The sequence below is a fragment of the Tessaracoccus sp. ZS01 genome, from assembly GCF_022342445.1.
GTDB lineage: Bacteria > Actinomycetota > Actinomycetes > Propionibacteriales > Propionibacteriaceae > Arachnia.
On the sequence record NZ_PQFE01000019.1, the window covers coordinates 38259 to 51338 of the forward strand.

The 13080-nt window shown below is 69.2% G+C and carries 11 protein-coding genes; 2 read left to right on the forward strand and 9 right to left on the reverse strand.

What is annotated here, in order from left to right; genetic code table 11:
* Positions 1 to 9: 9 nt before the first annotated feature.
* Both C3E87_RS13060 and C3E87_RS13065 read right to left on the reverse strand, forming a co-directional pair.
* Positions 10 to 1329 (reverse strand): ABC transporter substrate-binding protein, encoded by a 1320-nt coding sequence (locus C3E87_RS13060; protein ID WP_076063634.1) that lies wholly within the window; start codon positions 1327 to 1329, stop codon positions 10 to 12.
* Positions 1330 to 1360: 31 nt separating this feature from the next.
* Entirely contained in the window at positions 1361 to 2995 is a 1635-nt protein-coding gene (locus tag C3E87_RS13065; RefSeq protein WP_083665664.1) for a beta-xylosidase, read from the reverse strand.
* Between the two features lie 187 nt (positions 2996 to 3182).
* On the opposite strand from C3E87_RS13065, the gene C3E87_RS13070 reads away from it, so the two are divergent.
* The gene (locus C3E87_RS13070; protein ID WP_076063637.1) at positions 3183 to 4256 is read left to right on the forward strand and encodes a LacI family DNA-binding transcriptional regulator; all 1074 of its coding nucleotides are present in this window, start codon (positions 3183 to 3185) and stop codon (positions 4254 to 4256) included.
* A 41-nt stretch (positions 4257 to 4297) separates the two neighbouring features.
* Here the strand turns inward: C3E87_RS13070 and C3E87_RS13075 are convergent, their stop codons facing one another.
* The 7 genes from C3E87_RS13075 to C3E87_RS13105 form a co-directional block, all read right to left on the reverse strand.
* Positions 4298 to 5104, reverse strand: coding sequence for an LmeA family phospholipid-binding protein (locus tag C3E87_RS13075; RefSeq protein WP_198928314.1), 807 nt, complete (start codon positions 5102 to 5104; stop codon positions 4298 to 4300).
* Positions 5091 to 7331 carry an MMPL family transporter gene (locus tag C3E87_RS13080; protein WP_076063639.1) on the reverse strand — a complete coding sequence of 747 codons (2241 nt, stop codon included), beginning with the start codon at positions 7329 to 7331 and terminating at the stop codon, positions 5091 to 5093. Before C3E87_RS13080 ends, C3E87_RS13075 begins: the two co-directional genes overlap by 14 nt.
* Positions 7328 to 7735 carry a hypothetical protein gene (locus C3E87_RS13085; protein ID WP_143571046.1) on the reverse strand — a complete coding sequence of 136 codons (408 nt, stop codon included), beginning with the start codon at positions 7733 to 7735 and terminating at the stop codon, positions 7328 to 7330. The genes C3E87_RS13080 and C3E87_RS13085 overlap by 4 nt, the downstream gene beginning before the upstream one ends.
* 176 nt (positions 7736 to 7911) lie before the next feature.
* Positions 7912 to 8622 carry an MgtC/SapB family protein gene (locus tag C3E87_RS13090; protein WP_076063644.1) on the reverse strand — a complete coding sequence of 237 codons (711 nt, stop codon included), beginning with the start codon at positions 8620 to 8622 and terminating at the stop codon, positions 7912 to 7914.
* Positions 8609 to 9883 carry a glycoside hydrolase family 125 protein gene (locus C3E87_RS13095; protein WP_076063646.1) on the reverse strand — a complete coding sequence of 425 codons (1275 nt, stop codon included), beginning with the start codon at positions 9881 to 9883 and terminating at the stop codon, positions 8609 to 8611. Before C3E87_RS13095 ends, C3E87_RS13090 begins: the two co-directional genes overlap by 14 nt.
* Positions 9884 to 9893: 10 nt before the next feature.
* On the reverse strand, positions 9894 to 11432 hold the full coding sequence (locus C3E87_RS13100) for a beta-N-acetylhexosaminidase (RefSeq protein ID WP_076063671.1): 1539 nt from the start codon (positions 11430 to 11432) through the stop codon (positions 9894 to 9896).
* Positions 11429 to 12052, reverse strand: coding sequence for an HAD family phosphatase (locus C3E87_RS13105; RefSeq protein WP_255362929.1), 624 nt, complete (start codon positions 12050 to 12052; stop codon positions 11429 to 11431). The genes C3E87_RS13100 and C3E87_RS13105 overlap by 4 nt, the downstream gene beginning before the upstream one ends.
* Before the next feature lie 149 nt (positions 12053 to 12201).
* On the opposite strand from C3E87_RS13105, the gene C3E87_RS13110 reads away from it, so the two are divergent.
* A partial coding sequence (locus C3E87_RS13110) for a carbohydrate kinase family protein (protein ID WP_076063649.1) occupies positions 12202 to 13080 on the forward strand: 879 nt, incomplete at its 3' end.

Here is a 13080-nt window from a genome sequence, read left to right on the forward strand (position 1 = left end):
TGCGGTCGATCAGCCGGCCGTGTCGAAGCCCAGCGCGTCGAAGTTCTTCACCACGGACTCCCAGGCCTGCTCGGGCGTAGTGTCACTGGATTCGACGAGTCGGATCCCGTCGGTGACCAGGGTCTGGATACCGGCGAAGTTCTCGCCACGGAAACCACCTGCGGCTGCGTCGCCGGCCTTCTCGGCAAGCCCGCCGTAGACCTGGCCGATGCGCTGGCCGCCGAAGAAGGGGTTCTCCGCCTCGGCGATCTCCGGGCTGGACATCGCTTCGAGCTGCGAGGGGAACTGGCCCGTCGTGTTGAACCATGCGACGGCGGCATCAGCCGAGGTCAGGTAATCGGCCAGTTTCACGCCCCACTCGGTGTTCTCGCCCGTGGCGGGGACGGCGAAGAACGACCCGCCCCAGTTGCCCCCACCGTCGGGGAACGAGCTGGCGATGCGCCAACCTTCGATGCCATCGGCGTTCTCGGCGATGATGCCGGCCATCCAGGCCGGGGTGACGACGGTGGCCCACTGCTCGTTCTGGAAGCCTGCGCCCCAGTCGTTGTGACCGATGGCGATGCCCGCGGAGATGTCATCCTGGGCCGCTTCGGCGAACATCATGAAGAGGTCCTTGACCTCCTCGTTGTCCGCGAGGTTGTACGGCTTGCCGGATTCCGGGTCCTCGAAGGCGGCCGGCAGCAGGTTGATCGCCGCCTGGAAGGCGTTGGTCAGCGAGTCGATGAAGTAGTTGTCGTTGGTGGCGACGTATTCGCGGCCCGCGTCGAGGTACGACTCCCAGGTGGCGCTGTCTCCGCCGATGAACTCGCCGAACGACTCGGGATCAGTGGCCACGCCGGCGGCTTCGGTCATGTTCTGGTTGAACGCGATCGCCAGCGGGCCGATGTCCGTGCCGTAGCCGGTGATCTTGCCGTCGACCGAGCCCTGCTTGACCTTCCAGTCCACCCAGCGGTCGGGGATCTCGGGCAGTTCCACCCAGTCCTCGGGGACCGACATCATCTCGGTCCACCAGTCGAGTTCGATGAGGTGGACGTCGGAGAGTCCTGCACCGTCGGCGGACAGGCCGTTGCGCAGCACTTCCTGCGCCGACGCGCCGTCGGGGAAGGAGTTGACGACAACCTTGATGCCGTTCTCCTCCTCGAAGGAGTCGAGGAGTTCCTGCGGGAAGTCCATCCACGCCGCCACCGTGATTTCCTCCGGCTTGTTGGCATCGTTCGCCTCACCGGCGGATCCGCCGTCGTTCCCACCTCCCCCGCAACTGGTGAGCATGAGGGCAGCGACGGCTGAGAGCGTCACTGCTCCGATGAGCTTCTTCTTGATCCGCATCATTTCGTTCCTTTCGTCTGTGTGAGGGATGGAATCAGTGCGTTCCGGCAGGGGCGATCGAGGCGACCGCCCAGGCCGGGAGTTCTATGTCGATGGCCAGGACACCGTCGGCGTCGGCCTTCAGGCTGCGACGGTCCACGTCGTCCGCGACCGTCTTCAGGTGGGCGACGTCCTGGCGCGAGAGGTTGAGGGGTTCCCCCATGTGGTGCCACGCCTCGGGGGCGTTGCCGTACTCCCACGCGAGGATCTCCAGCGCGTATTCGCTTCCGGGGGTGAGCCCGGAGACGGTGTGGGAGATTCGACGGTCGGGACCCTCCCCGCAGTGTCGACGGGCTTCTGAGTAGCTGTTCGCACCGCCCACCGACTTCGCACCCATGGAGTCCGGGTAGTTGAAGAAGACCGCCGCGACGCCTCCGTCGGTCTGGGTGATGACGCCGTGCTCGGTCTGCAGCAGCAACTCGGAACCCAATCGGTTCAGCATCCGCATGGCATGGAACGTCGGCTTGTGGATGCCCTGTTCATTGACGAAACCGAAGCCACCGTGGAAGGGCCCGATGCCCCCGCCCCCCTCCTCGAAAACATCGGTGAAGGTCCAGTAGGAGATGGATTCGGCCAGCTCGTGGGACTGCAGGAACGCACGTGTGATGTAGGTCGCCGCGAAAAGAGTGTCGTGCATGAAATCCCGGCTGGACGGCGACGTCGACCATTCGGTGATGTGCACCTCCGCCTCCGGATAGGGGCTGGCGGCGATGAGGTCGCGGAGCATGAAGAGGTCGTCGCGGGTCGCGTCCCGGTTGCGGCTGATCGAGCGGCCCACGCCCTGGGTGTCGAACGCGTAGTCCGTGGGGTACAGGTGGGTGGAGATGAAGTCGATCGGCAGGCCCCGCTCAGCGCAGTACTCGATGAGTTCATTGATCCACACGGGCTTCCACGGCAACACATCCGGGTCCGGGGCCTGCGCGGTGGCGGCCTCGACGGACTTGTCGTGGTACTCGCCGTCGTAGCGGGCATCGGGGACGAACACCGACGACGACGGCCCCCCCACCTTGAGCCGGGCGTCGATCCCCTTGATCGCCCGGACGGTGGCCTCGTACAGCTGGAAGTACTCGGTCTTCGTACCCGTCCAGAAGTGCGGCACGAGGTTCGGCTCGTTCCACACCTCGAACGGCCAGGTGCGCACCTCGTCGATGCCGTAGCGCTCGATCCAGTGGTTGACGGTCGTGGTGACCAGTTCCACCCAGGCACTCATGTCCTTCGGCGGGCTGCAGTGCGCCTTCCACCAGAACAGGGTTTCCGTCTGCGTCGCGAGTTCGCGGGGCATGAAGCCCAACTCCACGAACGGACGGGCACCGGTGTCGAGGATGGCGTCGAAGACCTTGTCGACGTAGGCGAAGGTGTACACCGGCTTAGCAAGAGGGGTGGGCGGGCCGAAGCCACCCCCGTTCGATGCGCGGTAGACGAACATGTCGTCGTGGAAGACGCCGTGGAACCGGACGTAGCGCGCGCCCAGTACCTCAACCGCCTCACGGAAGTGCGCCTGCCAGTCCACCCGCAACGCCTCGTTGGCGCGCCCGGCTCCGACGCACTCATTCCAGATATGGCGAAGGGTCCGAACGTGGGGCGTCTGTCCATCGATCAGGACGGTGGCGGCGGGGGCATCTACCGGCATTGGTACTTCCTCTGTGAATCCGCGGCGCCTCTGCCGCTGGATGGAAACTATTTCGAAACTTTTTCTGCTTTTGTTTCGTCGCAACCCTATATCGCCAACGGTTCACTGTCCACACTTCTCAGAAATTCGGTCGCTTGGCGTCAGCCTGGCAAACGCACTCCGAAACTTTTTCGGATACCATCGGCATATGTCGAGCGAACACACGGGGTCGAGGGACGGCAGCGGCCGGAGGCCCACGCTGGCGGACGTGGCTGTGGCCGCTGGGGTATCGAGGGCGACGGTCTCCAAGGCGCTCAACGGCCGCGGTGACATAGCGGAGGCCACGCGCGAACGCGTGCTGACGGCCGTCGCCGCGCTGGGTTACCGGTCCACGACCGCACCGGCCGTGACCTCGATCCACCGGGCGTTGGTCGTGGTGTTCGACCTGCCCGCCTCGTCGTACATCATGGGCGTCCTCAACGGCGTCCTGGACGGGGCCACCGAGCGGGGAACCGATCTCCTGATGCGCATGGCGCCGCCCCTGGAATCACGGCGCCGACATGCCGTCGCCCGGGAATGGATCGAGGATCAGCGAGCGGTAGGCGTCGCCGGCATCATCGGTCTCACCCTGTCTCAACCCGGCGCCCTCATCGCCGCGGCCGGTGACGCGAACATCCCCTTCGTCATGGTCGACCCGGTGGACACGAGCACCCGCCGGGTGTTGCGGATCGGTTCCAGCAACTGGGCCGGCGCACGGGCGGCCACCGAGTACCTGATCGGCCTGGGCCACCGGCGGATCGCGTGGGTCGGCGGCCCTGAAGCCTCAGACGCGGCACGCGACCGGCTCTACGGTTACCGGGCTGCCCTCGACAGGGCCGGCCTGGACGTGGATCCCGACCTCGAGCGCTCTGGGCAGTTCGACCCTGCGCAAGGCGCCCAGCACGCCCGGGAGTTGCTGACTTCGCCCAATCCGCCCACCGCCATCATGGCCGCCGACGACGAACTCGCCATGGGTGCCCTCGCCACCGCCCGCTCCCTGGGCATCCAGGTTCCCGAACAGCTCAGCGTCATGGGCTTCGACGACACGGCTCAGGCGGCGTGGACCACACCGCCGCTCACCACGGTCCACCAGCACCTCGGCGGCATGGGACGCGTCGCGGTCGAGACTGTGCTCGCCATGGCGGAGGGTCATCGGCCCGCGTCGTCGCACATCGAACTCGCCACGTCGCTGACGGTGCGCGAAAGCACGGGCGCAGCGCCCAGCGGGGCGGGACCGGCCTGAACCGTGGCGTAGGTCGCCACGGCGTCAGGTCTGCGGCCGGCTCACTGGACGAGCCGCACGTCGTCCCCGGTGAGGTTGGCGCGGAAGCCGCCGTCGACCACCTTCACGCTCCGCAGCACCACCCCGTCGGGCAGGCCCTCGATGGCGTACTCGAACGTGATCAGTTCCCGCACCGCCTCTCCGAGGAGCTCGGAAATGAACCGGGGACCTCCGAGGTCGATCGAGGTCGGCACCATCACCAGCTTGCCGCCCACGACATCGACGGTGCCGGTGGCCGCCACGGGGAGGCTTCGCCCCAGGGCCTCCACCCGGGTGTCGACGCGCGCCTCACCCCCGCCGGCGGCACTCACCGTCGTGTTGGGGTTGATCTGAGCGGCGACCACGTGGAACGGCACCGTTGCCGTCAGGTCGAGGTGACGCGCGACGAGTCCGTCCGGCCCGGATGTGACGTCGGTGCCGGTGCCGACGACGTCCTGGAGCGGTGTGCCCGCGGCGAAGACCGAACCGGCGTTCAGGGAGATGTCACCGAGCCACACCTCGTTCTCCTCGAGGTCCGCGGGCGGAGTGACTTCGCCGGTTGGTCCGGCCGTCGTCGACGTGTCGTCGCTCGGCGGGGCGCCGGTGGGGTCGACCGGTCGCGTCACCGACAACCAGAACAACACGAGTGCGAGCAGCACAATGCCGAGCATGGCGAGGGCGCCGATGACCCAGTCGAGCACGCGTGATCGGAGCCGTCGTCGCGGTGCGGGAACCAGGTGGCTCCCTGCCCCGAACGGCTCATCGGCACCCGCGCCGGGCGAGTGGGCGTGGCTGCCGTGCGACTGTGTCGGCCCGTCAGGAAACTGCACGAGCTTTCCTGACGCGCGGGCGCCTCTCGCGCAGGATGTCCGACGGCCAACTGCTGAAGGTCCCCACCAGCGTGATCAGTGACGGGACGAGCAGCGCCCGGACGATGAACACGTCGATCAGGATCCCCACCCCGAGCAGGAAGCCCAGCTCGTGGAAGGGCCCCAGCGGGACGAGCGCGAGGAGCCCGAAGCTGGCGGCGAGCGCGAGGCCCGCGGAGGTGATCGCACGGGTCGATTCCGGGGTGGCGACGAGGAGGGCGTCCCTCATCGACCGGTTGCGGGCCTCCTGCCAGATGTGGCCCACAGCGAAGATGTTGTAGTCAGACCCCAGCGACAGCAGGAGTACCGACGCGGCGAAGGGGACGTAGAACGTCAGGTCGTCGTGCCCGAGGAAGTCCTGGAAGAACAGCACTGACAGGCCCAGCGTCGCCCCGAGCGCCAGGACGCTGGAGGCGAGGAGGTACAGCGGGGCGATCAGGGCACGCAGGAAGATGACCAGCAGGAGCAGGTTGACGGCGAGCGCGACGATGGCGATCCGGAAGAGGTCGTTGGTGGTGTCCGCGATGACTCCTGAGGCCAGCGCGGTGTCGCCGCCGACGTGCGTGGTGACCTCGCCCAAGCCCGCACCAGCGGCGAGCTGCGGAAGGGCGGCTTCCACGCGCCCCAGCGTGTCGATCGCCGTCGCCTCCAGTGGCGTGCTGTCGAGGATGACCAGGAAGCGCACGGCGTCACCCGACTTCGCGGTGAAGGCGCCGACGTCGTCGGCGGCCGGGAGGTCGCCGGGGCCGATCACGCCGGCCACTCCCGGTTGGGCCTTGAGGGCCTCACCGAACTGGGTCACCTCGTCGGGCTTCTCCCCCACCCCCGGTGACTCGACCACGATCTCGGTCGGGGACACGATGCCCGGGGCGAATCCCTTGCCGGCCGCGTCTGCTGCCTGCTGCGCGCTGGTGGTCTCCGGCAGGGATTGGACGAATCCGAGGCCGAGGTCGAGGTTGCGCGCCTGGTAGGCGGCGGCACCCAGGCCGGCCACGCACACCAGCACCAGGACGAACGCGGAGCCGCGGCGCGCGACTGCCCGGGTGAGGAGCGAGGGCCGATCGCGCGTTTTCGTGGGTGTGGCCGCCAGAGTTCGCGGCCAGAACGCGCCGCGACCGAGGATGGCGAGCAGGGCGGGCACGAGGGTGACGGCCACCACGAGCCCGGTCAGCACGGTGAGCGCGAGCGCGGGCCCGAACCCCCGGAAGAGGGGGGACTGGGCGACGAGGAGCGAGGCTGTTCCCGCCGCGACAGTGATGCCGGCCACAGCGACGATGGGCGTGACCGAAGCGGTGGCCAGGCGGGCCGCCTCGAGGCGGCCGTGGCCCTCCCGCAGCCTGCTGCGCAGGCCGGAGAGGTAGAAGATGCAGTAGTCGGTGACGATGCCGAGGAGCAGCGCGACGATCAGCGGCCGCAGGTCTGCCGGGATCGACACGTCCATCATGGTCGCAGCCCAGCCCGAGACGCCGAGCGTGACGAACACCGCGGCACCCACAGAGACCAGCGTCAGGGCGGGCGCGGCCAGCGAGCCGAACGTCAGCGCCACGATCGTCAACACCGCGAGGACGGTCACCGCCTCGACGATGTGGACGTAGGAGTTCAGGACGAGGCCCTGTGCCGCGCGCGCCGGAATGGAACCGGTGACGCCCACATACCCGTCGGATGGGTCCGTCAGCTGCTCGGCCGCGAAGTCCTCGACGATCCGGGTCTGCTCGAAGAAGTTCAGCGTGGGGTCAGCGAAGACGTAGGTGAGGACTGTCGTGTTCTTCTCGGCGGCACCGGGGAAGGCTCCCTCGGCGTTGGGGACCGGGATCGCGCCCAGCAGCGGGGTGTCGTACTTGCCCTGGTTGATGGCGATGCCACGCATGACGGCCTCGGCCTGGACCACGGGGGGCAGGCCCTCCGGGTTGCGCTGCACGATCGCCGCCCGCGCGAGAAGGGGGAACTCGAACAACTCCAGGGACCGCTGCTCGGCCGCGAAGCTGTCGTCGTCAGCGCCGAGCGCCTCGATGTCGTTGGCGGTGCCCTGCATCGGTGGAAGGAGCAGTGTCGCCGCGGCAGCCGCCGCCACCCAGCCGATGACGATCACCCAGCGCAGGGCGACGATCACGCGCGCGTAGCCGTACCAGACAGCGGCCATGAAGCCGCGGTGGGGCTCCGTCTCGAGCGGCGCAGGTGCCTGGCTCATGGGGTCTCGCTGGGGCTGGGCGACGGAGAGCCGGACTCGCTGGCCTGCGGCGACTTCCCGGCCTGCTCAAGGCATTCCTCTGACGCCCCGTCGGCCACGTCGCGCGCGTCCTGGAGACGGTCGAGGGCCTCCTGCAGGGCGCGGGCGTCCTGTGACTCGGCGCCCTTGGCGAGGTCTTCGACGGCCTGGTCGACCTCGACGTTGTACTCGGCCGCCCGCACGCACGCCTCAGAGACGTCGCCCGACCCGGTGGAGGCATCCGCGGTGGGAGATGCCGACGGGGTGGGGCTTGCGCTGATCACGGACTGTGCCTCCAGTGGGGTGGCCCAACCGATCCCCAGGAGGACGACGCCGGCGGCTGCGGCCAGCGCGATCCCTGCCAGGAGCCCGATCAGGAGCATCACCCAACCGCTCAATGGATTGCCACTCCGGCGCGACGCGCTCCGGTGCTCGCCAACTGTCATCGATCCTCCTGGTGGTGTGATCGTCATCGGCCCTTGGGGCGTCACAGTACTGCGATGGTACGGGTCAGACGCGCGTTGCATGAGGCTTTTGCGAAGGATGTGGCGACATGCCATCACTACCCATCGCGCGGGTTGTACATCTCGATGTCGACCACACCGGGCACCTCGGCGAGTTGCGCCATCACGTCGCGCAGCGGGGGGCCGGCCCGGAACCTCATCTGCGCGGTGATGAGGCGGCGACCTCCGGATTCCTTGCCCCGCGTGGACACCAGGGTGGTCTCGCAGCCGAGCGCCGCCACCTCGGCCAGCACACTGCGCATCACCCCGCGCCCGTCCTCGTAGGTCAGTTCCATGATCGAGCGTTCCCCCGAGCGGGGCAAAAGCCGCCCCAGGGGCGCCACGACGAGCACGGCCACGAAATGCAACAGGGTGGCGAACGCGGCCAGCGGCAGCAGCCCGGCGCCGCACGCCATCCCGATGGCAGCGGCCAGCCAGATCGACGCCGCGGTGGTGAGACCCCGCACCACGTCGCGGTTCACGAAGATGACGCCGGCGCCCAGAAAGCCGACACCGGAGACGATCTGGGCCGCGATGCGGGAGGGGTCGCGCGTCACCTGGTACTCCGCCATGTAGACGAACCCCTCCACCGAGATGAGGGTGAACACGGAACTGCCGAGGCCCACCAGCGCGTGGGTGCGGATGCCGGCGGCCTTGTGGAAGAACTGCCGTTCCCACCCGATCAGGGTGCAGAGCACGAAGGCGAGCCCGACCAGGCCCATCTGGTGCGGCACCTGCGCCCAGTCGAAGAGCGCCTCAAGCGGCAACATTGCTGCCGCCCACGAGCGTCATCATCAACTCACAGGCCATCGAATTCGACCAGCTGAACCAGGGACGGGTGAACCGGTTCGGGTCGTCGACGTCGAATCCCTCGTGCGTCCATCCCGTGCCGCCGTCGGTCGCGAGGATGGTCTCGAGGCAGGCCCGGGCCTCGTCCGGAGTTCCGGTGAGGCCCTGAACTGCCAGGGCGATGTGCCACACGTGGCGCGGGGGGGTGTGGGGACTGCCGATGCCCGCCGCGTGCCGTCCCGAGTAGTAGAACGGGTTGCTTTCGCTGAGCACCCAGGCCCGAGTCGCCTGGTAACGGGCATCGTCGCGTGCGACGTCCGAGGTCAACGGCAGCGACAGCAGCGACGGCATGTTGGCGTCGTCCATGAACAGCTGCCCGCCCCGCCCGTCGACCTCGTAGGCGAAGCGCCCGTCGACACAGCCATGCTGCTCCACTCCCCCGGCGATCTCAGCCGCGAGCGAGGCGGCATCGATGTCCAGTTGGCCGTCGCCCCACTGGCGCGCGAACTCGCGGATCTGCCGCAACGCCCTCAGGGCCATCAACTGGGCGGGCACGTTGTAGCCGAAGGTGCAGGCATCGTCAGAGGGGCGGAACCCGCTCCAGGTCATGCCGGTCCAGGCGACCGGCGTGCCACGCCCGTCCGGCCCCAGGGTGTCGCCGGGCTCAGAGTCGCGGACGTGGCGGTAGGTGGATTCCTCGAAGTGCCGCTGTTCGGTGCGCCACTGCGCGACGATGGCCCGGCACCCGGCGCCGACGGCCTCGTCCAGGTGACGCGCGTCCCCGGTGGCCCGCCAGAGGCGGGCGGCGAGGTCGACGGCGAAGGCGAGCGAGTCGATCTCGTACTTGCGCTCCCACACCCCCGGGTCGAGCTCCAGGTCCTCGGCGTCGAAGTGCGCGCCCGTCGGCCCGTCGTTGAAAGCGTTGGCGTAGGGGTCGAGCGCGATGCACGCCCACTGACGGGCGACGACCCCCCGCAGGACGGCCGCCACCTCCGGGACGTGCGCCAGGCGCAGGAACGGCAGCACCTGGGCCGAGGAGTCGCGCAGCCACATGGCGGGGATGTCGCCGGTGATCACGAAGACGCCTTGGGGGCCACACGTCATGGTGGTGCCCCAGGTGTCGAGCATCATCGCCTGGAAGCGCTCCGCCGCAACGGCGCCGAGGGAGCCCTCGATGCGGCTGGCCCAGTCGCGGATCTCCGCGACGAGGAGGTCGCCTGGTGGGTTGGTGATGGGACGCATGATCTTCCGTTCAGGGTGAGGTGGTGACGGTGGGTTCGCGGCACCAGTTGACTTCCATGGCGGTCAGCCGCTGGAGATGCCGACCCAGACCCTCGAGGCTCCCGGAATCCCCGGCGGTGCCGGCCCAGAGCTGTTGGGCCAGGGCGCTGCCACGCGGCCACAGCAGGTTCTCGGCCCGACCCCAGGTGCGCACGTACTCCGTCCACAGTTGGAACTGGCCGCCGAGCAGATGCCGCTGGGAGGGTCCGTCGAGCCGGAGTTCCCCGGCGAAGCCCGCCACGTCCCCCAACGTGGTGGGTCCTGCGATGGTCAGCGGCTGGTCCGGGCCCTCGTACTGCCCGTAGTCCAGGTACGTGTACTGACTGGGTGCGGCGATGACGTCGAAGCCTCGGGCGGCGGCCTCGGCGATCGCCTGCCGGTCTCGCCACACCATGACGGTGACTCCCTCGGGCGCGCCGAGCTCCAGCACTTCGTCCCACGCCACCGGCCGCCGTCCGGCAGCCAGCACGTGCCCACAGATCCGGCGCTCGAACCACGCCTGCGCCTCGGCCCCGGTCGTGATGCCCTGCTCGGCCATCAACGACAGGGAGGCGGGGTGCGTGAACCACTCCTCGGAGGGGCACTCGTCCCCACCGATGTGGATGGGCGAGCCCGGGAACAACTCCATCACGGCGTCCAACACGTCGAAGCAGAAGCGCACCGACTCCTCGGTCAGCGCCAGCACGTGGTGCGACACTCCGAAGCATGTCCGCGGGTGGCTCACGTGGTCGCAGGCGCCCAGGGCCGGATAGGCGGCGATGGCCGCCTCCATGTGCCCCGGCATGTCGATCTCCGGCACGATGGTGATGCCGAGTTCGGCGGCCCTGGCCACCAGGCGGCCGATCTCCTCCACGGAGTAGTGGCCCCCGTGCGGGCGACCATCGTGCTGGGGGAAGTCGTCGCGGTCGTCGGCGTCCGGGGGCGGTTGGTGTCCGGGCAACGTGCCGGGGCGCCACGCGCCCTCCTCCGTCAGGCGCGGATACTTCGCCACAGGCACCCGCCAGCCCTGATCGTCGGCGAGGTGCAGGTGGAGGACGTTCAGCTTGTGGGCGGCCATCACCTCCAGATGCTTGAGCAGCCCGTCGAACGGGAGGAAGTGCCGCGCCACGTCGATCATCGAACCGCGCCACGCGAAGGCGGGTTCGTCCGCCACCTCCAGGCAGGGCACCACGAGGTCGCCAGGCTCCATGGGGCCGGGCCCGTGCACCTGGGGTGGGAGCAGCTGCAGCAGGGTCTGCACCGCCCACCCCTCGCCGGCGTCATCGCCGGAATGGATCGTCACCCCGTCGGAGGTGACGACGAGGCGGTACGCCTCGGGGGCGAGTTCCCCGTCGCGGTGGAAGTCGACGCCGATGCCGTCGCCCGTGATGACGGAGACGCCGGCCGCCGTGCCGAGGCGCTCGGCGAGCAGGCGAGCACCCGGTCCGCCGCCCCGCACGGGCAGCGGATCCGGGAGTTGCAGGGCACCGTCGTGCGCGGCCAGGTGGCGGGGAGTAGGCAGCAGGATCATGAGCGGACCTCCGGTTCCCACGCCGTGATCCTGGGGTCGGTGAGGTCCGGCACATTCACGTCGCCGAGGTGCCGGGTCTCGGGGCCGATGGTGACGACGAAGGCGCCCGAGGCGCGCGCGGCCGTGGCACCCATGGGCGAGTCCTCGAACACCACGCAGTCCTCGATCGACACGCCGCAACGGGCGGCCGCCGCCAGGTAGAGGTCCGGGGCGGGTTTGGGCCGCTCGACGTCCTCGGTGCCCAGCGCCGCGGTGAACAGGTCACCCCACCCGAGCGCCGAGACCACGTGTTCGACGATGGCGGTGGGCGAGTTCGACGCGATGGTGATCGGCATCGTCGCGCTCAGACGCTCGATCAGCGCGAGGGCCCCGGGCGTCGGGCGCACGCCACCCGCGAGGTTGGCCATGATCAAATTCGTCATCCGCTCCGACAGTTCGGTTCGATCGGCGTCGGGGTACTCGCGCAGGAAGTCGTCGACGACATCGCTCACCGTGCCGCCCAGGACCCCCTTGCCCGTGGCATCGCCGCCCACCTCCTCCCAGAGTTTCCGGGTCGCGGCGAACCAGGCGTCCTCCGAAGCCACCAGTGTGTTGTCCATGTCGAACAGGACAGCAGCCACGCGTTGGGGCAGCCGTTTTCCGGTGGTCGTCGTGGCGCTCAATGGTCCTCCAGGAGTCGTGGATCCCCCAGCATAGCCAGAGATGATTATGTTTGAACATTTCGAGCGAGTTTGCTCAATTCGGGCGACCGAAGGGTAGATTCCCTGCCATGCTGGCCTCTCCCACCGTCGACCTGCTCACCGTCGGCCTGTCGTACCGCGACCTCATCTTCACCGGCGTCCAGACCCTGCCCGCCCCGGGCGAGGAGCGCTACGCGGAGGGCCTGCACGAGATGTGGGGCGGCATCGCCACCATGGCCCGCGTGGGCGCGGCGCTCGGTATGAAGACCGCACTCGCGACCGCCGCCGGCTCAGACGACGCCAGCGTGCGGCTGCTCAGCGACGCGCAGGCCGCCGGCATCGACACGAGCCTGACGGCCCGGCACGACGGATGGCGGCTGCCTGTGACCGTCGCCATGTCGCTGCCCCACGATCGGGCCATGCTCACCGTCGAGGACGCGCCCCCCGCCGACGTGGCCGCTCATCTGGAGGCGGAGACCTTCCGGGTGCCGGCCATCATCGTCGACCTCCGCGACCCCGCCGCCCCGTGGCTGCAGCGGTCCCGCGCCGCCGGCTCCACGGTGTTCGCCTCCCGCGGCTTCGATGCCACCGGGCAATGGGGCGACGACGAACTCAGCGGCCTGGCCGGCACCGACGTGTGGATGCTCAACGACATGGAAGCCACCGCCTTCACCGGGCTGACCGACCCCATGGCGGCAGCGCGCCACCTCTCCCGGCGCGTGCCGCTCGTGGTGGTCACCCGGGGCGCGGCGGGCATGGTGGCCGTCGATGCCCGCACCGGCGCCGAGGCATCCGTGCCGGCGTTCGCGGTGACCCCGCTCAGCACCATCGGAGCCGGCGACACCACGTTGGCCGCCCTCGCCTTCGCGCACACCCTCCCCGGCGCCGACCTGGAGGACCACCTGAACCTCGCGGCCTTCATCACCAGTTCGGTGCTCGCCTCCCCGGAGGGGGCCGCGACCCCGCCC

Excerpts from the sequence above, each read along its gene's own strand:
- C3E87_RS13065 (WP_083665664.1), bottom strand. The coding sequence starts at position 2,995 with ATGCCGGTAGATGCCCCCGCCGCCACCGTCCTGATCGATGGACAGACG.
- C3E87_RS13095 (WP_076063646.1), bottom strand. The coding sequence starts at position 9,883 with ATGCGTCCCATCACCAACCCACCAGGCGACCTCCTCGTCGCGGAGATC.
- C3E87_RS13080 (WP_076063639.1), bottom strand. The coding sequence starts at position 7,331 with ATGAGCCAGGCACCTGCGCCGCTCGAGACGGAGCCCCACCGCGGCTTC.
- C3E87_RS13070 (WP_076063637.1), top strand. The coding sequence starts at position 3,183 with ATGTCGAGCGAACACACGGGGTCGAGGGACGGCAGCGGCCGGAGGCCC.
- C3E87_RS13100 (WP_076063671.1), bottom strand. The coding sequence starts at position 11,432 with ATGATCCTGCTGCCTACTCCCCGCCACCTGGCCGCGCACGACGGTGCC.
- C3E87_RS13090 (WP_076063644.1), bottom strand. The coding sequence starts at position 8,622 with ATGTTGCCGCTTGAGGCGCTCTTCGACTGGGCGCAGGTGCCGCACCAG.
- C3E87_RS13060 (WP_076063634.1), bottom strand. The coding sequence starts at position 1,329 with ATGATGCGGATCAAGAAGAAGCTCATCGGAGCAGTGACGCTCTCAGCC.